The following is a 20894-nucleotide window of genomic DNA, read 5'->3' as shown; positions in this document are numbered from 1 at the left end:
ATGACATCCCCCCATGAATGCACTTGGTGTGCCGCAACTCACATCTCGACGCCCTCCAACGTCATCGCCGCTTGGTTTTGGCGTCTCCTTGAGACATTCTGGCGTCGATTCGCGTCGTTAAAATCCTTGCTGATCGCTAGCCAAGCATTTTGGTGCGTTGGCGACCACAAATAGTGCGTTCCATGCCGAGATTGGCTTCAGAATCTGGTTTGTGTGTTGGGATCACAGGTTATGGCACGTCACGTGCATATGCTCATTTCCACTCGTTGTATTCGCCGCGACAAGGCGAGCACAAACGCGAGCACAACGAACCAAACGCACACAGGAGATAGCGATGGCAAATCGAGAACAAATCCGCGGTCACTGGAACGAGGTCAAGGGGCGTCTGAAGGAACATTGGGCGCAATTGACCGATGATGACCTGCGGCGCGCCGAGGGTTCCACGGACCGATTGGTCGGCGTGGTCCAACAAAAAACGGGTGCCACGCGCAATGAGGTTGAAAAGTTTATCGATAGCCTGTTCGGTGCCAGCATGGGAGACCAAGCCGCCCAGAAGGTCCAACAATACAGTGACGCCGCTCAACAGATGGCGTCTGATGCAGGGCAATACGCTCGAGATCAAGCCAAGCGATTTGCCGCTCAATCGGGAGATCTCTCGGCAACCGTAAATGAAACCGTTCGTAAACGCCCCGGCGAGTCGTTGGCGATCGCCTTTGGCCTCGGCATCGCAGCAGGGGCAATTCTGTTCATGGGCCGAAAGAAATAGTCATGGCAACCACCCTAGCAACCCGCAAGCAGTCCGAGGCGATTCGGGTCCGCATGCGAGAAATCCGCAGCGAGCTTCCCTACGATGTCGATGACGCGCGGCAACGCGTCAAGCAGTTATCGGATTGGAAGTACCACATGGCACGGCACCCCTGGCCGATCCTAGCCGCCGCGACGGTGCTTGGCTACATGTTGGTTCCTGGCAAACGCGGATCCCATCCGGTGGTAGTGGAACGCCAATCCGCGCCCGATGCCCCCGCGCCACGCGGGGTTCTAGGCGGAATCGCTGGCGCGGTCGCAACGTTGTTACTGCGGCAAGCGGCCACGATGGCGACGACTCAGATCTCGCATGCGTTTTCAAGCAAGTATCACTCACTGTATCCGTCCATTAAAGATCGAGCCACAGAATATCATGATCGCACCTTCTGAAAAACGTCCCGGAAACCCGCGTTATGTGGAACACCCTCCGGCGGAAGACCGTGTCCACGACGAGTCACCGCATCTGCAGCGGGCTCACATGCATGCCATCCGTCGTGAGGAACATCGATTGCCTCAACGGCTTCATGATGCCATCGCGACGAGCCCGACGATCGCGGTGGTTGCCGCCGTCGCGACAGGGGTGGCACTCGGTTGGCTCCTCAAACGCAAGACTTGGTAAATCACAATGTCAAATCCGACAAGTAATCCACGATCGAGCTTTCAGCGGCTCAGCCAAGATGTCATCGACTTGTTTGAGCTTCAATGGGAACTGCTATCCGTTGACGCCCAGGAAGCGAAGCGTAAGCTCGTCCGCGCGGCCATTTGCGGCGGCATTGCCGCGACGTTGGCCGGATCGGCGCTTACCGTGGTGATGATTGGGACCGCTTTTTTGCTCGCAGAAATGACCCAGCTTTCCAACGGCGGTGCCTTGCTAATTGCCGGTGGCGTATTCTTTTCAATCGTCGCCCTATTGGGCTGGATCGCCGCGGTGGCGTTACAATCCGCCGCCGCGGCGATGAGCGAAAGCAAATCCGAATTTAGCGAGAACCTGCGTTGGCTAAAGGCAACCCTGGTCAATCCGGACACATCGCCGAGAAATCAAATCCGCCGTGAATCGTTTCCCGATGATGAGCCCGCGGAGTATCCCGATTCATCCTGGGACTCAGCCGCAAGCCCCGCCCGTCAACGCAACTCACCCATTCCGAGGTAAATCAAATGTCGACGACCCCCAAACCACACCCACAGGGAGATACGATGTCACAGCACGCAAAAGAAACCGCTAATCGCGTTGCCTCGAACGCTGGCGAAATGGCTCAAGATGCCGCCAAACACTACGTTCAAGCGCCGGCTCAGGATCTATTTGGTCTTGCCAAGTCGTACGCGAAAGACAATCCCGATGTGGCCGCCTGTTGGGCGTTCGCCTTGGGAGTCATTGTGGGCTGGAAACTGAAGCCGTAGGACGCGTTCTGATCGACACCTCGAATTGAAGCATGAACTTGTGATGACCGCATTCAGCAAAGCACAGCGCACCCGATTTACTGCTGCACTCCAACGTGTAGGAGGGGACGAGGAGATTTTGATCATGCTCGCCCAAATCGTCGCCGAGGACGCGCCACCTATGTTGGCTAAGCTGGAGACCCAACTGAACGAAAACCAACTCGATGCGGCGGCGAAGAGCGCTCACGCACTCAAAGGATTGCTTAGTACTTTCGAGACCGGTACACCGGTCGAGGAACTCCAACAATTGATCGACGAAGCGAGACTGGGGCAAGGCAGGACAGCCACGGCGATGCTCAATAAGCTGCGTCCGAGTCTGGATACACTCGTGTCGCAAGTAAAAGAGCTGACCGAAGAAAGCTAATCCCGCTGCCACGCAAGTTCACACGATTGCCACACGCACGCCGACGCTAAATGAATTGCGTCGTTGCAAGACACACGTCGCGTATTAATCTTAGCGTGAACGTGCAATCGCGGTGAATTCCTTCTCATGCGTGACAAACCCCGAATAAACCGGGTGCACCATCGTGCAACGAAACGGTGCGATGTCTCCACCGGTATGCTAATCCCCGCAAGCCAGGCCGCATAAGCCCATCCAGGTAGAACAAGCCCGTTAGAACAAACCCGGCAAGCCAGACTCAGGTCAGCCACAAGAACGCGGCGATCACTAAACAAGCCAACGCCAAAATGCCCAAGTAGCTGAGCGCAACCAGCGTGAACGGTGATCCTGGGGCTCGTTCGTCGATGGAGTGCTGGTCGTCGGTGAGCGCTTCTTTGATTTCTTCGACCGTCGAGTTGTCATGCTCGGGGGTTACCCGTTCAACGTTAGATCTTTTAGTAGTCATGCGGGACACGGTGGTAAGCGGAGGGAGCGGTAACGATCGGACGAACAACTCGCGTTCGTCCTTGGAAACGGTTAGCTAACTCCGCAAACATTGCGCCATGATGTCAATTGAGAGTGAACAAACCCCAATCGATCCACCAGGCGGCCGCAACGCGAGGCTCGAAAGTAGAACAGGATGTATCACCGCCGCGACGCTGGCTCACCGTAATTTGAATCCTTGGGACGTGAATCCTTGGCGCACGGATTGCACAAAGCCGGAGCAGGAATTCAGGGCGAATCGGAACTAGAATGGCAGCGGTGAGCTCGCGGCAATCTTCTCCGCCGCCCTGCCATACCGCGACGCGTTGTGATGAGTGCGGCGTGCCATCGGATCCGCCTGCCTTGGCGTCGTTTTTGTCACCTGGCCTCGACGCTCCGTAGATGCGGAACAGGGTGCTCAAGCTCGCCGCGATTGGAGAGATCAAGTTGATTGATACTCCCAACGGGTGCTAGTATTCATCATCATTGTCGGTTAAACGTGTTTCGCTTGGCTCTCATCCCTGAACCCTCTCCTAGAGTCACTTGGCCTGCGATCGCGCAGGCACACCGCTCTTGGTATAAACAATCGAGGTTAGTGCGACCATGGACTATTTCCTTCTGATCACCTACCTCTCGATTGCAATTGGCGTCTCCTTTTTGTGTTCGATTGCCGAAGCGGTCTTGTTGTCGATCACCCCCAGTTACATTGCCGAGCGGCGCACTGACAAATCGCGATCCGCCCAGCGTGTGATTCGCTTGAAAGAGAACATCGACCGCCCCCTCGCTGCGATCCTCAGCCTGAATACGATTGCACATACTGTAGGCGCAGCGGGCGTGGGCGCTCAAGCGGCACGAATCTATGGCGATCACTACCTTGGTCTCATCAGCGCGGTGTTGACGCTCATGATTTTGGTTTTCAGCGAGATCATTCCCAAGACGATCGGAGCGTTGCGTTGGCGACAAATGGCAGGCACAATCGCGTGGTCCATCGAGAAATTGATTCCGTTGATGCTACCCTTCGTTTGGCTCTCCGAACATCTCACTCGCTGGTTAGCCGGGAACAAACAACAACGGTTGGTCACGCGTGCCGAAATTGCTGCCGTCGCGGAATTGGGGACGCGCGAGGGGTTGTTGAAACATTACGAGTCACGGATCCTTCGCAACCTGCTGAAACTCGAGTCGATCACGGTCGAAGAGATCATGACGCCCAACACCGTGGTGATCGCCTTAGAAGAGTCCCAACCGTTGTCCGCCATCGCCGACGAAGTAAAGACAGCCTGGGCCTCGCGTATTCCGCTGTATCGAGAACGGCGCGACGTGGTCACTGGTTTTGTGTTGCGCAACGACCTATTAGCTGCGATCGCTTCGGGCGTCACCGACAAGCCGCTGCGTGAATACGCCCGACCGGTGCAACGGATCCACGAGGATGAGAGCATTATGGTTGCCTTGGACCAGCTCGTAGAATCACGCTCACACCTCGCGATCGTGGTCGACTCGTTTGGCGGTTTGGAAGGCATCGTAACGTTGGAAGATGTACTCGAAACGCTATTGGGAATGGAAATCGTCGATGAACAGGATGCGAATGTCGATATGCAAGCCTTGGCGCGTCAACGATGGGAGCAACGGCGGAAAAATCACCTGGACAGTCTGCCGCCCAAACCCGCTCGGGATTCTCACGCCGAGCCTTCCTTGACTGATTCGACCAACGGCCACGCAGCGTCTACCGCCGATCGCGCAGCGTCAGCCAACGAGCGAGCACCCTCACCCGACGCATCCACAACGGGAGATGCCGATGTCCCCGAGTCTGGTGACGACACGGTTCGCTAACGTCCTTTGTACGATCATCAAATCGGCCGCCAAAATGCAGCCTGACGAGAACGGAGCCTTCATTGGCCAACCGAGTGTCCGCAGTAGGCAAAAGGAGCGTCCCCACGCCCCGCAGACTGCGACAACGGCGTTCAATTCAGACGACTTAGTGCCGCATCAAAACGTCGATCAAACTCGGCAAACAATTCGAGCGTTTCGGGACGTTCGAGGACCGCTTGGACTCGCTCCGCTCCGGTGTCAACCTGGGACTCGGTCGTCAACGTCTCATCGGACCGTTTTTCATGCCCCAAGATTTGTTTCGCACTCGCGATTGCCGCCGCCTTCCATCCGCTAACGCTCGACAACGAATCCGACATTGCGGCCCGAATCACCCGAAAATCCATGTGCGTGAACGTGTCGTCGAATGCCAACCGCATCCGCGCGGCTTGCCCTGACGTCGGGGGCACCTCCCCATCGCGAAGCACACGGTCCAACGTACGACCGACGAGAACCATTCGCATGATTTCCAACGGCACGCCGTGAATCGAGGTTACCAGGGCAACCAGTTTTCGGATCGGAAAGAGTAACACCTTGAGCGGCATACGAATGAACGCCAACAGACACCCCCGCAGCGAATCGCCGCTACTAGAGTAGTACGGCTTCAACGCCTCAATCGCCTCGCTCTGCTGATGCGCCGCCAACGTGCGAGAGACAACAAACCAGCGACATTTTTCGCGAATCACATCGTCGACAAAGGGAATCGGGACGAACCGCGATGCCGATGAAACGATCCCAGCAACGACCCATTGATGAATTAACCACGAGGAAGAGGATGTCATACGTCAAAACTTTCGGTTCGCGACGGAAGCGTAAATGGCATTAGGGGAAGCCATTGCCTGTCATCATCGCGAGCTGGTGCCGCGAGGGCAACATCCCAACGCATCGATGTGGCTCGATTCGCCACCAAGTCGGTCCCACAAAACTCAAGTGACTTGATACTCGGGCCAACCGCTTCTTGAGCCTGAAAGCGACACGCTCGAAAGGGGCCGCAAGGGACGACGTCAAGATCGCTTCGGTCGCGGATACACTTCGTTTTGTGAACAACGCACCTCAAAACGGGCGTCTTCGGATCGTCATCAACCAAGGTGATCGCTACTCGCTCAGCGTTACCAATGACCATCGCTTTTTCCCACCGAATCGTATGTTTCATCGGCTGTGGCACAGCAATCGCTATCGATACATCCTCAACGAATTCAACGCATGCTCCGCACCCAAAACGGGCACGCAACAATTAACTCAATCCAGTGACTGGAGACTACGATGTTAGGTTGGGCTTTAACGTTTATTGTGATCGCATTGATCGCCGCTGCACTCGGTTTTGGTGGCCTCGCAGGAACCGCCGCTGGAATTGCCAAGGTCTTGTTCGTGGTGTTCTTGGTGCTGTTCATTGTCAGCCTCGTGTTGGGTCGACGTGGCCCTTCGGTGTAAGCGGCCAAGCGAGCTTCATTCGGCAAACAAGCCGTTTCAGGGAGCGTCTAAGCGGCTAATCGCGTTTTCGCGAATCGCTTCGCTAACGTTCCTAAGCAGGTAGGCAGGAGTCTTTCGGTTGATTAGCCGTTTTGGCGTTAGCCACGGTTCAACCGGGGCTAACGCTGGACCGCTAAATCTTCGGTATGGACAGAGCATTTCGTGAAGACATTTTTGTTCCGCGATCTTTGTCCTGAAGGCTTTGTCCCAAAGGCTTTTTCCACGGTCTGGGGCTAACGACCAAGCAGCTAATGGGATTTCAACCAATCATTCCTGCCTCCCTGCTTAGGAGCGTTCGCCTACTAAAGAACCGTGCCGCGTAAATCGACAATCATTCACATCGGCCTACGTGGTTTCCATACGAGGCTTTCCAATAGCGCCGATGACGTTTTACGAACGCCTTGCGTTCCTCGGCGAACACACGAGACCCCAATGAAATACTGGTGGACTCAATCTGTTGTCGTCGCTGATCAATCAATCCGCATAACGTCTTCACATCATTGCGCTGGGCAACCTCGTTTGACAAACTCCCGACTCGGTCTTTCAACACCGCTAAGTCGTGATCTTCACCAAGCCAAATTCCCAAGCGATCCACTTCACCACGGCGTGCGTTGATCACCACGGGCCAAAGCCCACGTAATAGCGCGCAGTGGTCGTTGTGATACTTCACCCATTTTCGCCACACGTGAAATGCTTCGGGTGTCGGATGTTTGCGAACCTGGACCAGTGAATCACGCGCTCGGCCATAGGTTTGTCCTAGCCCCGATCGCACAGCGGCGAAACCATCACGATCAAGTTGCCAGCTCGGTATACGCTCTAAGGCCTCTGCTAACCGGTCTCGCACCCCAACAAGTTGCTCGCCAACGGCATCGCTTCGCAAGTGTTTGCGTTGCAACGTCAAACGCTGGCGAATCGAGTCAAAGATGCTGCGATCCACTTGCGGAGAAAAGTGCTCAACAAGCTTGTCGTACGTGTCCAACGCAGTCTCGCCGTCACGCGCGGCAGCCAACCGCTTAGCGGTATCACGGAACCATGCGTTTTCTGTTCGGTACGTTCGCCCCATCGCGGGACGCACCAAATGAACGAGCCCACGCAGCCTTTTACATCGCTTGCGAACTTGATGAACCGTTTTAGCTTGTTGTCGCCTGGGATCATCGATCTCATCGCAGGCTTTATCGATTTGCTCGGCCGCAATTCGTCGCACCGATTCAATCACAGATTCGCGGGGAAGTAAACGAAAAGGCATAAGATTTCGTCAACGATGGGGTACACAACCTATTCGCCGCAGCCTTGGCGGGACGCCCAGGCGACGAACGCTACCCTCGATGATAACCCGAACTCCGTTGGGGAGCCCCAAAATCTCTACTCACCGACCGCGTCGCCGTGCTTGAATGATGTAGGCCCCATGCTCGTCGTGAATCATGCTCGTCGTGAAGGTCGGAGCCCCACACCTCAACCGCTAGCCAAGTGATCGTCAGGTTGGCTTGGCGATCCCAGACGCACAAGATGGACGTCCGAAACGCGTAGTGCCGCGGCTTCGAGATAAACTCCCATTTGACCCGTTTGAAAACAACGGTCCGCCAGCGACAAGACTACTCGGCCGTCAATCGACAACTCGATATAGCTGCCGAAAGCGATCAACTGAACGGACGCTTCGCTACGAGACTCGGAGTACCAGAATCCAGATTGCAGCGAACGAAACTGCATCATCAACTCGCCACTTCCCTCCGCACCGGTTCCCCATGCCCGTAACTGGGCAATCCCTTTGAAAAGGTCAAGCGAAAGGTAGTAGCCGTCGCGCGACTCGGGATCGATACGAAACAGCAGCCCACATTTCCCCAGCCCGTGCATCGCTAAGGTTGCTTGAAAACGAAAGTGATCGAGCGTTTCATCAAACAAGAACGCTTGAAATCCGCTGTCGCAAGCGAGATCCAGGTGGCCATCATCGATTCGGCATTGCTGGACTTGCGGCGCAACATCGTCGATCAAACTATGGATACAACGCGAATCGACCGTCTCACGTACGTAGTCGGAGATCCCTTCGAACGTGGTCGCACGTAGCAGTTCGTCCCCATTTTTGCGCAGACGCTTTGGGGGAGGCATCAAATTCTCAGCCGTGCGGTCGGCTAAGTTCATCGAATAGAAATTCCATAGTAGCCACCCTTGTTCATCGCGACACACGCGGCCTGCGTAATTGCCTTGTGCCACCAGGACATTATCGTGATAGCTTTGCCACGGTTTGCCAATTTCATCGGTATGCCAGTAGCGGATCTTGGCGTCTTCACGAATGCTGCCGATCAAATAGTGGTCGCGCCCCATACAAACCAAGTTGGGGACTTCGATGTCATCGTACAACCGAGGGTGGTGCAGGGCGGGTTGCCCCACAAATCGATTGGGTTCCACTTCTTTCATCAACGCCACACAACCGCGGCGGACAATCGGACCATGGTTGACGCGTGCGGCCGCTAACAACCACCCCTCCTTGCCATCATGGAAAAAGAAGGGATCGCGAAAGCTGACCCAGTGCCGACCTTCGGAGAGCGAGGCTTCGTAATGGTTCGGGTCCGGCTCCAGAGGAAAACAGCTGTCCGAATCAAACATCGCATGCCGACTGCTGGCAACCCGCGCCCGACTTCGCCGTACCGCCTCTTTGACAAGCTGTGGATCCCGCGGTCCACGATGGTCTTCCCAGTGCACGGGGGCCTTTTGCCAATCGTAAAGATCCTCGCTCGTCGCCATCCCCAACCGCTGGTATTTTCCTTGGTCGCGACGTGAGAGCCCGGTGTAAAACATTCGCCAGCGACCGGGATGATGCGGATCGGGGGACACATGCATCGTCCACAACATTAGATCGTCCCAGCTGCCGGGATCCCCAATGAACAACGCGTTATTGACTCGCCGCCAATTCAACGCATCGGTGCTGACGGCGTGAGCGATGAAATCGTGATTTGGCAACACGAGATGAAACAGATGGTACAAACCATCATGGAATAAAACATCCACATCGCCAATCGCTTTCCTACTGCCATCGGTCTCGGAAAACATCGCTCACTCACTCATTGGAGTACTTCGGGGGGGGGAACATCGGGCCACGCTCGGAATCAACCGGATCCTAGCGTACCAAGTGTAAACCTTGAACAAGCAAAATCATCCCCCCCGGGCATCCTAAACCCATCAAAAAAGGTGGTCCCCCGAAGCCGGTGGACCACCATGTTCAATCGATTTCGCGTCGTCACGAACTAGTTTTTGGGTTTTGTCGCGACCCGCTTGATCTCAGCGTGGTTGTCGCCAAGCTCGATCGATTGGGCCATCAAGACAACGCGATCCTTGACCTGGACTGGGATCCCTTTGACCGTGATCGATTGCCCCTTGTCGAGCAGATCGGACACTTGTTTTTTCGGCCCCAAATCCACTAACAATTTCTTATCATTGGCGGTCATGATCTTGGCCATCAGATGTTGCTGGCCTTGGACGGTCACTTCGCGTGTGCTAGCGACTTCGCCGGTATATTCCCGACCCGAACGATCAATCGCCAACTCCGCTGCTTTCGATTGGGCTTGGGTGGCAATTAGGATAGGCTTGTCGCCCACCTTCACACGATGCCCGCTAACCGTCAACGAGTCGCCCTTGGACAACTCCGTTGTGTTTTGCGTTCGACCGAGGTCGACCGCCAGCGATTTCCCGTTGCGGTCCTTCAACTGCACCACGGTGTGATCTTTACCACGAACATCCACCTGCTTGATTTGCTCAATCGTACCGGAGGTTTCCTCGAGCTTCGCGTTCATCGCTTTGGGTTCGTGGTTACCGCTCGACTTGGCTTGCGAGTCCTGGTCGTCGGATGCGTCGAAGCTGTAAGAGATAAAACTATCGTAGATCCCGTCGTTGTTGGTATCTCGATAGTACACGTAGCGATCGTAGATACCATCGTCATCGCTGTCATCGTAGACCGCGTACGACGACCATCCGTCCGATTGGCTCCAAACACCTGAGCCGTCATCGTAGTAGTCGTAGAACCAACGTTCATCGTCGCCGCTACGATCCGAGAAACCGTAGTCGTCGTTGTTCGCTTGTCGTGTGTCGACTCGGTCATTGTCGCGATCGGTACTACTTCGATTATCGGCGTACTCGAAGGTTTCGTTGTCCCAGCGTCCAATCGCCTCATCGGTTGGGTTGTAATCGTTGCCGTCAAACCACTCGCTGACATCGTACCAAGCATCGTCCTCGTAGAAACGGGATGCACTCTCGTCAGCGTTCGCGGAGCGGGAAGTCGCCAAAGGTACCGTGCAACAGGTCGCTGCGATCAAGCTCGCCAGTAGCAATCGTTTCTTCGTCATCATTTTTCTCCTAATTTTTAATTGACTCGGTTTGAGTGAAAAGCTGCGACCGACGAGGTCGCGCCCGATGCCCTCCCAAAAAACGCAAGCACCATGCCAACTCGCGACACAACCCGACAAAACATCCGCTTACGTGCCGCGCATCGTTTTCGTCGAAACACGAACCGATCGTGAACTCGATCGATCACACCGTTGTTTCTTAAGAGTGTTTAATCACAGATCCAGACACGATTTCGACGTCACTCCGAAACCCCAGATTCGCTAATTTGAGCCCTGCGGGTCGTGACGCGAGATCTCGTCGAAGCAATGAGGATCGGCGGCCACCTTGATCGCTCAGCGAACACCCCGTCCGGTACTCAGCGGTACCGGTCTCACCCACCGCCACTCGCACCAACGACAGCACCGCGGCACGCGATTTGCCCCGTTTCCTACGCTGTTCAACTCAATCAACTCAGGACGCGTTTCACTTTGGGGCTCAGCCTGTTGTGAACAGGGCTGATACGCCATACCCACCGCCACAGGGACGATTGAGCCCATTGACTTTGAGCTCATTGCAATCGCCGCTGTTGATATTCGTCCCAATTGAGATCGCCTGGCGCGATGCTGCAATCAAGTGACCAGCGTAAGCGATGCTCAAACCCAACCACAATCCAAAGGTAGCCAACCATGACCATCACCAGTATCAACCCAGCAACCAACAAGACCTTGGAAACCTTTGAGTCGTTGTCGAAGGACGAAACGATGGCGGCGGTTGCAAAGGCGGATGACGCCTTCCGCGATTGGCGGCAAACCTCGTTCGATCATCGCAAGAACATCATCTTAAAGTTTGCCAGTCAATTGCGTGAACGAGCCGATGAGTTCGCTCGATTGATCACCCTCGATATGGGAAAACGGATCTCCGAGAGCCAACGGGAAATCGAATACTGTGCAGAGATCTCAGAGTTCTACGCCAACGGAGCGGAAACGTTTCTGGCCGATCAGCCGATGGAACTCGAGGGGGTGGATGCCTACATCCAATATGCTCCGCTGGGTGTCTTGATGGGCGTGATGCCGTGGAACTTTCCATTTTATCAAGTCACACGTTTTGCTACCCCGAACATCATGGCGGGCAACGTGGTGATGGTGAAGCACGCCAGCAATGTGCCACAATGTGCCCAAGCGATCACTGAATTATTTACCGCTTGCGGGCTTCCCGAGGGAGTCTACACCAATCTATTCATCCCGACGGAGTTCGTCGAAGCGATTGTCTCGGACCGGCGAGTGCAAGGTGTTTCGCTAACGGGCAGCGAGAAGGCCGGCGCGGCCGTGGCCGCCGTGGCAGGAAAAAATCTGAAACGCTCGGTGTTAGAACTCGGTGGCAATGATCCCTTCATCGTCTTGGAGGACGCCGATTTGGCAAAAACGGTCGAACTTGCCGTCAAAGGACGGATGGTCAATGCCGGACAATCTTGTGTCGCCTCGAAACGTTTCATCGTCGTCGAAGCGGTGGCCGACGAGTTTTTGGCGGAGTTCAAAGAACAAATGGCGAACGTCACGATGGGTGACCCGATGGACGAAGCGACCACCTTAGCCCCGTTGTCCAGCGAAGCGGCGGCCGTCCAGTTACAAGAGCAAGTGCAGGCGACGATCGATGCCGGAGCCACCGTCTTACTCGGCGGCGATCGGCCCGACCGCGAAGGAGCGTTCTTTAACCCTACGATCCTGACCGGAATCACGCCGGACATGCCATCGTTCGATCAGGAATTGTTCGGGCCCGTGGCGAGCGTCTACATCGTCAAGGACGAAGCCGCAGCGATTGAACTGGCGAACCACTCTTCCTATGGACTCGGCGGCAGCGTCTACACCAATGATGTCCAACGAGGACGTCGAGTCGCCGAGCAAATCGAAACGGGCATGATGTTTGTCAACCAACCCACCCGCTCTCAAGCCGAATTGCCTTTTGGTGGGATCAAAAACTCTGGCTATGGCCGCGAACTCTCTCACCTAGGCATCCTCGAGTTTGTCAACAAAAAGCTGATCCATTTGGGGAAACGTTAGGCGGGCTCCGTGAAGATGCATACTCTCGAACCAGGGCGTTCAATGCCTCCGCGGCATTCACTCGCCTCGGTCAACGAAGCAAACCGATCTCTAACTCAACACTCAAAAGGCTGCAAGCAATGTCCACGAAAGTACAGAAGCAATACACGGCTCGAACCATCCAACTCACTTCGCGTCCCGACGAGGTTCCGACGGAAGCCAATTTTGAGCTGGTGACCCGCGAGTTGTCGCCGCCCGGCGATGGCGAGTTTATGGTGAAAAATGAATGGATCTCGGTCGATCCCTACATGCGAGGTAGGATGAAAGAGGGCGACAGTTACGTTGCCCCGTTTGAATTGGGGGAACCGCTCGAAGGGGGCTGCGTGGGCCAGGTCGTTGCCTCGCGCCACGATCGGTTTGCCGAGGGCGATTACGTGCTCGGCAACCTCGGTTGGCGAGACTACTGGAAATCCAGCGGAGCGGGGGTCGTAAAAGTCGACCCACAATTGGCGTCGCCCCAGGCCTATTTGGGCGTACTGGGCATGACCGGCATGACGGCCTGGGTGGGATTGAAGCGAATCGCCAAGCTGAAACCGGGCAGCACGGTGTTCGTCTCGGCAGCGTCCGGGGCGGTCGGATCAATTGTCTGTCAAATCGCCAAAGCCAATGATTGCCGCGTGATCGGCAGCGCGGGCAAATCCGAAAAAATCGACTGGTTGCGTGAACAAGCCAAAGTCGACGAAGTCATCAACTACAAAGAAACCAACGACCTCACCAAAGCATTGGGCGAGCTTGCTCCCGAAGGCATAGACGTCTACTTCGACAACGTCGGTGGCGAGCATCTCGAAGCGGCACTGGAACAGATGAACGATTTCGGCTGCTGTGTCGAATGTGGAATGATCTCTACCTACAACGCCACGAAGCCTCCGGTCGCTCCACGCAACCTATTCAAAATCATTACCAAACGAATACGGATGCAAGGCTTCATCGTTCGCGATCACATGTCCGATCAAGATGAGTTTCTAAAAGACATGTCGGCCTTGATCAAATCGGGCAACGTGGTGTGGGAGGAATCCGTGCGTGAGGGATTGGAAGAGACACCGAAGGCGTTCATCGGTTTGTTCTCAGGCGAGAATCTCGGCAAGTCGCTGGTGCACATCCAATAGCACTGCGTCGCATTGGAGGACGACTACAAAGTGGCGTCTTTTCAATCGCTGGAATTCCCGCTTTTCCAAAACCCCACAACTCGAAACGCCCTCGTTTGCCTTTCTTCACTTCGTTGTCTGCGTCACGATCGAGCCGGAAGCAAATCATGCTCACTGCTATCCATCGCCATTCGCGACGTCGGATCGGAGCCGGGGGACGTTTCTGTGGCCCCAACATCGAAACACCCAGCAACACCCCACACGGCAAGCTTGGAACTTGTTTGAGGGATGTCTTGCTGATTCCCGAAAGTGGTCCCGTTGAGAGAGCCTCTCTAGGGGCGAGAGTTCGGAATGCAAGTTGCATCGGTGGCTTCGCCGACGCAGTACCACACAATCATGCGAATCGTTCATCGGCGCTCTCCATCGCCGCAAGAATCGCACCTCGGTTTATAGCCAATACGCCTTTAGGAGCCAATCAAATGTTTATGAAAGACAAGCGATCCGGAAATCTGATCCGCGTCGATGAGCTCAGTAAACTGGCTAGCCCGCATGAAACGAGCGTTGCGGGGCATCGCCAAGCGGGCGAGGAGGAGCAAGACAGGGAGGCGTTCGACAAGTCGGATCTGACGTTCCCCTCCGGGGAAGCCCTACCGCGTTGTTGGGTCGACGCCAGTTACCAACTCCGACAACGTACGGGGTAGTTTGCCCCTATGCTTAGTTTACCGATGTGCTCGATAGCACACTTCACCTTGTTCCGTTTCGCCCCCCGAGGCTCGCTAGCTCTCTAGATGTCGTCATTACGCGACGGGCGAGCTTGTTCTTGAATCAATGAAAACGAGGGTGCACCCTGGTGCAAATCCAACACGCCGACGGTTCGAACCGTGGGCACAAGGATGCCCATAAATCCAGACCAACGTGCATACGAGACGGGATAAACCAATCGATCCCAATGCGACATTCGTGTCGACCTCCGTTCGAGCAACCAGGCCCTCTTGGGGAGTTTAGTTGCCAAGGAACCACGCCAATGCCGCCATCGGCCATCGAGGTTCACGTGCAGCCGTTCAAGGCGGTGCATTCCGATTGATTACGATCATGGCTTCTTGAACGCCAGCAGACGGAGCGCGTTAAGTACCACGACGATCGTGGAACCTTCGTGAAGCACAACGGCCGGACCGATGGAAAGCCCCAAGAGCGTCGCGGGAACAAGCATCGCGACCATGCCGAGACTGATCCACAAGTTTTGCTTGATGATTCGATTGGTCGCGCGGCTAAGTCCGATCGCGAAGGGAAGATTGCTCAGGCTGTCGGCCATCAAGGCGACGTCGGCGGTTTCCAATGCCACGTCGGAACCGGCTGCTCCCATGGCGACACCGACGGTGGCGTGAGCCATTGCCGGTGCATCGTTGACGCCGTCGCCAATCATAGCCACGTCGCCTTCGCCACGAAGACGCTTGATCGAATCGACTTTATCGACCGGCATCAAATCGCCCCAGGCTTCGTCAATCCCCACTTCCTGAGCAACGGCGTTGGCGACGATCTGATTGTCGCCCGAGAGCATGATCATCCGATCGATGCCGAGCTCGCGCAATTGCGTCACCGTTGTCTTGGCCGATTCGCGGGGCGTGTCCATCACGCCGAGCACACCAAGGTACTGATCACCCAGCCGCACGATCATCGTGGTGCGGCCCGTGTGTTCAAGGCGGTCGGTTGCTTCGACAATCGAAGAAGGAAGGGGTGCACCGGCAACTTCGGTAAACAAATGGCGTTTGCCGATGTAGACTTTTTGACCATCGATGTCGGCGGAAAGTCCACGACCGGTGATGCTCTGTAGATTTTCAGCATGAGGTAGGTCTTGCCCCGATGCCAATCCCAATGCCTCTTTCCCGTCGCGAACAATCGCGGCGGCCAGCGGATGATCGCTGAGACTTTCCGCTGCGATGGCCGTTTCCAACAGCTCCGCTCGGGTCGAATTCTCGGTCGGCACGATGTCGGTCAGCCGTGGACGGCCCTGCGTTAGCGTTCCTGTCTTGTCGAACGCGATTGCAACGACACGGCCCAGGTCTTCTAGCGGTGCCCCGCCTTTGATCAGGACTCCGCCCCGAGCGGCTCTGGCGACACCACTGAGCACGGCGCTCGGTGTCGAGATGGCCAGCGCACAGGGGCTGGCCGCCACCAACACCGCCATGGCGCGATAGAACGACGCGGAAAACGGTTCGTTCACGACAACCCAAGCAAACAGCAGTGCGACAACGCTGGCCAGCACGATCGGCACGAAGACTCGTTCAAAGTTTTCTGCAAACCGTTGCGTCTTGGACTGTTGCGTTTCCGCTTCGTGGACCATCGTGACGACTCGCGCCAGCATCGACTCGGTTGCCGGGCGAGTGACTTGCACCTCAAGGGCACCACTTTGATTGATCGTGCCCGCAAAAACTCGATGTTCCGCGGGAAGTTTGCGTATCGCTTCTACCGCCGCATCGACGTCATCGACCGCACGTTTATCGACCGGAACGCTCTCACCGGTAATGGGAGACTGGTCAACGCTGCTCTCCCCTTTGATGACAAAACCATCCACCGCAATTCGTTCGTTCGGTTTGACGATCACAACGTCACCCACAATCAAATCGTCAACGTGGACACTTTGCGTGGTTCCATTGCGCCGAACGATGGCGGTCTCGGGTACCAATTCAGAAAGGGCTTCGATCGCTCGCCGCGCACGCCCCATCGCGTAGTGTTCGAGCGAATGGCTGAGACTGAACAGAAACAGCAACAGGGCGCCTTCGGCCCAGTTTCCGAGTACCGCCGCTCCGACCGCGGCGAACAGCATCAGGAAATCAATTTCCAGTTGTTTGATGCGCAACTTTTGAATCGACTCGATGACGGTATAGTAGCCGCCAAAGAAATAAGACGCTAAATAGATGGGAAGCAAGACACCAGGCGACAAATCCGTCGTGATGCTGAGGATCCAACCGACCAGCAAAAGAACGCCACAGAGAATGGCAAAGATCAATTCCGTATTGGCCCCGAAGACTCCACCATGCTTGTGATCATGTTTCTCCGCCTCGGCCTGGACCGATTTCGGTTCTTCCTCCACCGCCGCGGGCACATGCTTGGCTGGTAGCCGCTCGACAGCGATTCCCAAGCCGGAGATTGCGAACAGTACGGCCGACTCATCGGCTATGCGTTTGTCAAATTCAATCCGAATGATTCCGTCAACCGCGACACCCACGTCGACAACACCCCGGATCGCTGCCATGCGTCCGCGAATCGTTCGCGCGTGACGCGCGTACATCGGTGAGGACTTTAGCAGCAGGTGACCATAACGTGATCCCAGTTCCGCACCTGCCGTGGTCACCAGTGAGCGGACTTTGTCGAAAGAGATTTTGCTCGTATCAAAGTGGATGCAAAACTCACCATCGCGAACATGAGCCTTTTCGATTCCTTGATTGGCAACGATCAATTCGCTCAATCGGTCAGCGCACGCATCATGCTCGTCGGGGAGTCCGGGAAGGAGTAATTGAATATCGAACCGGACCTTGTCTCGCATTTGCCGTTGAACTTCCGTTTCGTGTCTGCCGGTAGGGACGATTCGCCCTCGGCGGATAGTTGAAAACTTCAGAAGGGTCAACTATATCACTTACGCATGATCAGCACATTGCCCCCGATCATTCCCATCGAGGCTTCCGCAACCCGGGTCATTCAGCGAGAGATCCCAGTCGTCGCTGCGTTCGCAAGAACGCGGACCTTCGTCTGGCGACACAAACCACATCAAAATTAGAACACTAGCCCCGACCGCGCATCATCGCACCGTCATTCTCGTGGATTGGCGTGATTCGCGGGCGGATACGGTACGCGACTTTGCCCGCGGCTAAAGCCGACGAAGAATTCTCGCCGCCGGGTACGTACAAGCGACATTAAAGCAGCTTGAAACAGGACGTGGTATTCAAACCGCTCGACCGCGGATCAGCGGAACATGGCTGCGCAGAAGGTTCGCGAGTTCGCATTCGATATCTGACTCGGCCGTTGAAGGATCACACGTTGCTGCAAGCGATTGCCTGCGTGAATCGTTTGTGTGAAGGCAAGGACTTCGGCTACATCATCGACTGCCGCGGTGTGCTGTCGAATTTGCAGGAGGCCTTCGAGTTTTATCGCGGGTTGAAAGAAGCCGCTCCGCAGAAATGGGAAGCGGCGTTGACCAATGCCGCCGGCATACGGAACGACTGAACCATTTCCAAGACATTACGAACCAACATGATGAGGAGTAATACGAGCGAAAACGAGCCAAACCAGATGCAAACCGTGATCGAGCATTATCGACAGGAACTTGAGAGCACTGGGTTGGACCTTTGGTTCGACGAGATCGACATGATTTTGGAGAAATGCCGGGAAACTCCTCGTCAGAGGTACGCCTGATCTGGCATCCACCTAAGTAGATATCACATCTTGTCGGGGCTGATCCCAATTTCCGGCATAGGCTTATTCGGCGTGAACGCCGCTCGGCGATATCTCGTCTCCCGACGAGCGTCGGTCCACCGCCGTTGGCGTGGTTTCAATTTGTTCAGCGATCGTCTGGAAAAAGCGAGCCGACCACGCAGCGTGCCGCGCACCACTTTGCTTGCGAACTTGCGTGATCACCAATTGCTGTTCTGGATCAATCACGAAGATGCACCCTGAGAACGCGCCATGCCCGAGTGTACGGGGGCTAAACAACAATTCGTCTTCGGGTGCTGCGCCGGCGGCCGCTCCCGTTTTTTTATGTCGAACCCAATGCAGCCCGATGCCTTCATCCATGACATAGCCATGGTCCGCGACAATCAGGGGTTGCGGCAGCAGACGGTCGAACGTCGCCGGTGCGATGAATTGCAGCTCACCATAGCTGCCCCGATTGGCAATCCATTGCCCCAAGACAGCGAGTTCCAGGGCCGTAAACTCCCCATCGGAACTGGCGTTACCGATCGGAACATCGTCAAAGCCGAGCGGAGTGAACAGATGGTCCTGATAAACCCGCACCGCACTCTTGCCGGCGACGAGTTCCATCGCTTTCGCGGCAAGCTCATAGCCTAAACCACAATAACGATATCGAACGTTCGGCTGATTCACATCGATCGCATTGAGCACGCGATTTTCCAGGTGAGGATCACGCATGCCGCCGTGCTCACTATGCCCTGACAAGCCGCTGGTGTGATTGAAACATTGGCGAAACGTCGGGACGTGTCGATCGTCTTTGGGATAGTCCACAAACACCTCCGAGAGCGGATCATCCATGTCGATCAAGCCTTGATCGAGGAACAAGCTGAAGAGCAGGGCGGTCACCGTCTTGGTAATCGAAGCGACCCAGCATCGGTAGTCCAGCGAAATCGGATCGCCATTTGAATCGCTGCCGTAGGCTTGATGAGTCACGATCACGCCATTGCGTGCGACCAGCGTCACGAACGGCTCGCCGGTATCCTCCGCCCATGCCTGGCAAATTTCGTCAATCCTGGTTTTGGCATCGGGCCGCATGCCGGCTTCGGCTAAAGGTCCTGCGTGCAATGACGTCGCCGGTGTCTCGCGAAGACGCGGAGGTTGGATGGGACGAGGCCGCCGATTTTGCAGCTTGAGCTTTAGGCTCAGATGATAGTCGTCACTGAGCACCGCCAAGGATTCGACAAAGCGGGCCGGTCGCCCCAGCGGTTCACGCTCGGCCAATCCGGCAACCAAAATGGCACCTGCTTCGCTGTCCATGATCGACGTGGCAAGCGTCTGTTTGGCAAGCTGGACCAATTCCTGCTGGTGCTCCCTAAGGACGGCGGGCGCTCGGGGGCCAGGGAAATACGGCAACGCGACCGTCAGATCGGGCAAGTCTAATTGGGGCAACGGATCGGGCATCGCATAGAAGGTGAACGCCCGCCGCAGCGGAGTTCCGTTCGGTGCGATCCCTTCGATCCAAGCAATCCAACGTCCCGATCGCTGGGGGCGGGGAAACTCATTTAGCTCGGCATCGAACCAGCGGACATGGATCTCCGTGGGGCCGCCCAATCGCTGGATCGTCTGCAAATCTCGCCACACGATCCGGGGCGGGGCATCGAGCTTAAATATCCAACTGCTCGGTTTGGCCGTAATCAGTGTTTGCTCCAGGAACTCGCGACGTTCCGCTCGTTTTTGCTCGATCGTTAACTGCGGAGCATCCTCGTGAGCCGTCGTTTCTGAACCGGTCGTCTCTGCGGCAGTCCCTGGGATTCCGCAAACCAGCGCAGCACAGATCGCGGTTAAGCAAATTGCCTGCAGCCCGCTGCGACGGCGTTTCGCCAACACAATGCTTGTCGTTACCATCAAACATCTCCCGCAAACCCAATTTGTGTGCCCTTGATCAGTCTGCGCATTATGACCACAAGAACAGCAGCCAAGCAAAGAAATCGGACAAAGTGATGCTGAGACCGACGACAGAGCATATTCAAAAATGACGTGGCATTCAAAACGTAGCTGCGTTCGCAAGAACGCGGTCCACCGTCGCCCGACACCACCCACACCAAAATATGAAATACTCAAACGTAGTGGAGCTTGCTAAAGCTCCCTGTTGCTCGACTGGAGCAGAGTATTCATCGGCATATTCATTTCATCCGTCGGCATCACGTTAGAGCATTTCCAAAAATGACATGGCATTCAAACTGTACCCGCGTTCGCAAGAACGCGGCCCACCGTCAAGCGACACCACCTACATCAAAACTAACAATGCTCAAACGTAGTGGAGCTTGCTAAAGCTCCCTGTTGCTCGACTGGAGCAGAGTATTCAGCGGCATATTCATTTCATCCGCCGGCATCGCGTTAGAGCATTTCCAAAAATGACATGGCATTCAAAACGTAGCTGCGTTCGCAAGAACGCGGTCCCCCATCGGGCGACACCACCCACACCAAAACTAAAAATGCTCAAACGTAGTGGAGCTTGCTAAAGCTCCCTGATTCTCGACTGGGAACGAATATTCATCG

At 55.6% G+C, this 20894-nt stretch carries 20 protein-coding genes; 12 read left to right on the top strand and 8 right to left on the bottom strand.

The features are described 5' to 3' along the window. The first annotated feature begins 334 nt into the window (after nucleotides 1–334). From Pla52o_RS06625 to Pla52o_RS06600, 6 genes are read left to right on the top strand one after another with little or no spacing between them, the layout of a single operon-like run. Nucleotides 335–766 (top strand): CsbD family protein, encoded by a 432-nt coding sequence (locus Pla52o_RS06625; RefSeq protein ID WP_146593812.1) that lies wholly within the window; start codon nucleotides 335–337, stop codon nucleotides 764–766. A gap of 2 nt (nucleotides 767–768) precedes the next feature. Then, a complete protein-coding gene (locus Pla52o_RS06620; RefSeq protein WP_146593811.1) occupies nucleotides 769–1194 on the top strand; it encodes a hypothetical protein in 426 nt (141 codons plus the stop codon). Next, complete coding sequence (locus Pla52o_RS06615; protein WP_146593810.1) at nucleotides 1178–1423, top strand: hypothetical protein; 246 nt, start codon at nucleotides 1178–1180, stop codon at nucleotides 1421–1423. Before Pla52o_RS06620 ends, Pla52o_RS06615 begins: the two co-directional genes overlap by 17 nt. Before the next feature lie 6 nt (nucleotides 1424–1429). Then, nucleotides 1430–1954, top strand: coding sequence for a phage holin family protein (locus Pla52o_RS06610; protein ID WP_146593809.1), 525 nt, complete (start codon nucleotides 1430–1432; stop codon nucleotides 1952–1954). A 44-nt stretch (nucleotides 1955–1998) separates the two neighbouring features. After that, entirely contained in the window at nucleotides 1999–2202 is a 204-nt protein-coding gene (locus Pla52o_RS06605; protein ID WP_231612142.1) for a hypothetical protein, read from the top strand. A gap of 25 nt (nucleotides 2203–2227) precedes the next feature. Beyond that, on the top strand, nucleotides 2228–2605 hold the full coding sequence (locus tag Pla52o_RS06600) for an Hpt domain-containing protein (protein WP_231612141.1): 378 nt from the start codon (nucleotides 2228–2230) through the stop codon (nucleotides 2603–2605). A 274-nt stretch (nucleotides 2606–2879) separates the two neighbouring features. Here the strand turns inward: Pla52o_RS06600 and Pla52o_RS06595 are convergent, their stop codons facing one another. Continuing rightward, nucleotides 2880–3086 (bottom strand): hypothetical protein, encoded by a 207-nt coding sequence (locus Pla52o_RS06595; RefSeq protein ID WP_146593807.1) that lies wholly within the window; start codon nucleotides 3084–3086, stop codon nucleotides 2880–2882. Nucleotides 3087–3706: 620 nt separating this feature from the next. Between Pla52o_RS06595 and Pla52o_RS06590 the strand changes: the two genes are divergently transcribed. Continuing rightward, nucleotides 3707–4930 carry a CNNM domain-containing protein gene (locus Pla52o_RS06590; protein ID WP_146593806.1) on the top strand — a complete coding sequence of 408 codons (1224 nt, stop codon included), beginning with the start codon at nucleotides 3707–3709 and terminating at the stop codon, nucleotides 4928–4930. Nucleotides 4931–5061: 131 nt separating this feature from the next. Here Pla52o_RS06590 and Pla52o_RS06585 read toward each other — a convergent pair whose 3' ends face one another. Next, a complete protein-coding gene (locus Pla52o_RS06585) occupies nucleotides 5062–5748 on the bottom strand; it encodes a hypothetical protein (RefSeq protein WP_146593805.1) in 687 nt (228 codons plus the stop codon). Between the two features lie 481 nt (nucleotides 5749–6229). Between Pla52o_RS06585 and Pla52o_RS06580 the strand changes: the two genes are divergently transcribed. After that, nucleotides 6230–6397, top strand: a complete 168-nt coding sequence (locus Pla52o_RS06580; protein WP_146593804.1) for a DUF1328 domain-containing protein — start codon at nucleotides 6230–6232, stop codon at nucleotides 6395–6397. Between the two features lie 370 nt (nucleotides 6398–6767). Here Pla52o_RS06580 and Pla52o_RS06575 read toward each other — a convergent pair whose 3' ends face one another. From Pla52o_RS06575 to Pla52o_RS06565, 3 genes are all read right to left on the bottom strand, one after another. Continuing rightward, entirely contained in the window at nucleotides 6768–7682 is a 915-nt protein-coding gene (locus tag Pla52o_RS06575; RefSeq protein ID WP_146593803.1) for a CHAD domain-containing protein, read from the bottom strand. A 206-nt stretch (nucleotides 7683–7888) separates the two neighbouring features. Beyond that, entirely contained in the window at nucleotides 7889–9481 is a 1593-nt protein-coding gene (locus Pla52o_RS06570) for a glycosyl hydrolase (protein WP_146593802.1), read from the bottom strand. Nucleotides 9482–9675: 194 nt separating this feature from the next. Further along, on the bottom strand, nucleotides 9676–10770 hold the full coding sequence (locus tag Pla52o_RS06565; RefSeq protein WP_231612140.1) for a hypothetical protein: 1095 nt from the start codon (nucleotides 10768–10770) through the stop codon (nucleotides 9676–9678). A gap of 666 nt (nucleotides 10771–11436) precedes the next feature. Between Pla52o_RS06565 and Pla52o_RS06560 the strand changes: the two genes are divergently transcribed. From Pla52o_RS06560 to Pla52o_RS06550, 3 genes are all read left to right on the top strand, one after another. Then, complete coding sequence (locus Pla52o_RS06560; RefSeq protein WP_146593800.1) at nucleotides 11437–12807, top strand: NAD-dependent succinate-semialdehyde dehydrogenase; 1371 nt, start codon at nucleotides 11437–11439, stop codon at nucleotides 12805–12807. A 119-nt stretch (nucleotides 12808–12926) separates the two neighbouring features. After that, nucleotides 12927–13952: an NADP-dependent oxidoreductase gene (locus Pla52o_RS06555; protein ID WP_146593799.1), complete on the top strand. Its 1026-nt coding sequence runs from the start codon at nucleotides 12927–12929 to the stop codon at nucleotides 13950–13952. Nucleotides 13953–14410: 458 nt separating this feature from the next. Further along, on the top strand, nucleotides 14411–14632 hold the full coding sequence (locus tag Pla52o_RS06550; protein ID WP_146593798.1) for an acetyltransferase: 222 nt from the start codon (nucleotides 14411–14413) through the stop codon (nucleotides 14630–14632). Nucleotides 14633–14715: 83 nt separating this feature from the next. Here Pla52o_RS06550 and Pla52o_RS26690 read toward each other — a convergent pair whose 3' ends face one another. Both Pla52o_RS26690 and Pla52o_RS06545 read right to left on the bottom strand, forming a co-directional pair. Next, nucleotides 14716–14889 carry a hypothetical protein gene (locus tag Pla52o_RS26690; RefSeq protein WP_197169051.1) on the bottom strand — a complete coding sequence of 58 codons (174 nt, stop codon included), beginning with the start codon at nucleotides 14887–14889 and terminating at the stop codon, nucleotides 14716–14718. Between the two features lie 132 nt (nucleotides 14890–15021). Beyond that, on the bottom strand, nucleotides 15022–17475 hold the full coding sequence (locus Pla52o_RS06545; protein WP_146593797.1) for a heavy metal translocating P-type ATPase: 2454 nt from the start codon (nucleotides 17473–17475) through the stop codon (nucleotides 15022–15024). Between the two features lie 491 nt (nucleotides 17476–17966). Here Pla52o_RS06545 and Pla52o_RS06540 point away from each other — a divergent pair, with 491 nt between their 5' ends. Then, nucleotides 17967–18152 (top strand): hypothetical protein, encoded by a 186-nt coding sequence (locus Pla52o_RS06540; RefSeq protein WP_146593796.1) that lies wholly within the window; start codon nucleotides 17967–17969, stop codon nucleotides 18150–18152. A 252-nt stretch (nucleotides 18153–18404) separates the two neighbouring features. Here the strand turns inward: Pla52o_RS06540 and Pla52o_RS06535 are convergent, their stop codons facing one another. Next, nucleotides 18405–20240, bottom strand: coding sequence for a serine hydrolase domain-containing protein (locus Pla52o_RS06535; protein ID WP_146593795.1), 1836 nt, complete (start codon nucleotides 20238–20240; stop codon nucleotides 18405–18407). Nucleotides 20241–20894: the final 654 nt, after the last annotated feature.

The organism is Novipirellula galeiformis (assembly GCF_007860095.1).
Classification (GTDB): domain Bacteria; phylum Planctomycetota; class Planctomycetia; order Pirellulales; family Pirellulaceae; genus Novipirellula; species Novipirellula galeiformis.
The sequence above is the reverse complement of the archived record's forward strand: the minus strand, read 5'-3'. Positions and strand labels throughout refer to the sequence as shown.

What these genes read in the sequence shown, in the direction of transcription:
- Pla52o_RS06580 (WP_146593804.1), top strand. Translation starts at nt 6,230, where the DNA reads ATGTTAGGTTGGGCTTTAACGTTTATTGTGATCGCATTGATCGCCGCT.
- Pla52o_RS06625 (WP_146593812.1), top strand. Translation starts at nt 335, where the DNA reads ATGGCAAATCGAGAACAAATCCGCGGTCACTGGAACGAGGTCAAGGGG.
- Pla52o_RS06570 (WP_146593802.1), bottom strand. Translation starts at nt 9,481, where the DNA reads ATGTTTTCCGAGACCGATGGCAGTAGGAAAGCGATTGGCGATGTGGAT.
- Pla52o_RS26690 (WP_197169051.1), bottom strand. Translation starts at nt 14,889, where the DNA reads ATGTCGCATTGGGATCGATTGGTTTATCCCGTCTCGTATGCACGTTGG.
- Pla52o_RS06585 (WP_146593805.1), bottom strand. Translation starts at nt 5,748, where the DNA reads ATGACATCCTCTTCCTCGTGGTTAATTCATCAATGGGTCGTTGCTGGG.
- Pla52o_RS06550 (WP_146593798.1), top strand. Translation starts at nt 14,411, where the DNA reads ATGTTTATGAAAGACAAGCGATCCGGAAATCTGATCCGCGTCGATGAG.
- Pla52o_RS06620 (WP_146593811.1), top strand. Translation starts at nt 769, where the DNA reads ATGGCAACCACCCTAGCAACCCGCAAGCAGTCCGAGGCGATTCGGGTC.
- Pla52o_RS06610 (WP_146593809.1), top strand. Translation starts at nt 1,430, where the DNA reads ATGTCAAATCCGACAAGTAATCCACGATCGAGCTTTCAGCGGCTCAGC.
- Pla52o_RS06545 (WP_146593797.1), bottom strand. Translation starts at nt 17,475, where the DNA reads ATGCGAGACAAGGTCCGGTTCGATATTCAATTACTCCTTCCCGGACTC.
- Pla52o_RS06605 (WP_231612142.1), top strand. Translation starts at nt 1,999, where the DNA reads ATGTCACAGCACGCAAAAGAAACCGCTAATCGCGTTGCCTCGAACGCT.
- Pla52o_RS06595 (WP_146593807.1), bottom strand. Translation starts at nt 3,086, where the DNA reads ATGACTACTAAAAGATCTAACGTTGAACGGGTAACCCCCGAGCATGAC.
- Pla52o_RS06535 (WP_146593795.1), bottom strand. Translation starts at nt 20,240, where the DNA reads ATGGTAACGACAAGCATTGTGTTGGCGAAACGCCGTCGCAGCGGGCTG.
- Pla52o_RS06565 (WP_231612140.1), bottom strand. Translation starts at nt 10,770, where the DNA reads ATGACGAAGAAACGATTGCTACTGGCGAGCTTGATCGCAGCGACCTGT.
- Pla52o_RS06555 (WP_146593799.1), top strand. Translation starts at nt 12,927, where the DNA reads ATGTCCACGAAAGTACAGAAGCAATACACGGCTCGAACCATCCAACTC.
- Pla52o_RS06575 (WP_146593803.1), bottom strand. Translation starts at nt 7,682, where the DNA reads ATGCCTTTTCGTTTACTTCCCCGCGAATCTGTGATTGAATCGGTGCGA.
- Pla52o_RS06560 (WP_146593800.1), top strand. Translation starts at nt 11,437, where the DNA reads ATGACCATCACCAGTATCAACCCAGCAACCAACAAGACCTTGGAAACC.
- Pla52o_RS06615 (WP_146593810.1), top strand. Translation starts at nt 1,178, where the DNA reads ATGATCGCACCTTCTGAAAAACGTCCCGGAAACCCGCGTTATGTGGAA.
- Pla52o_RS06590 (WP_146593806.1), top strand. Translation starts at nt 3,707, where the DNA reads ATGGACTATTTCCTTCTGATCACCTACCTCTCGATTGCAATTGGCGTC.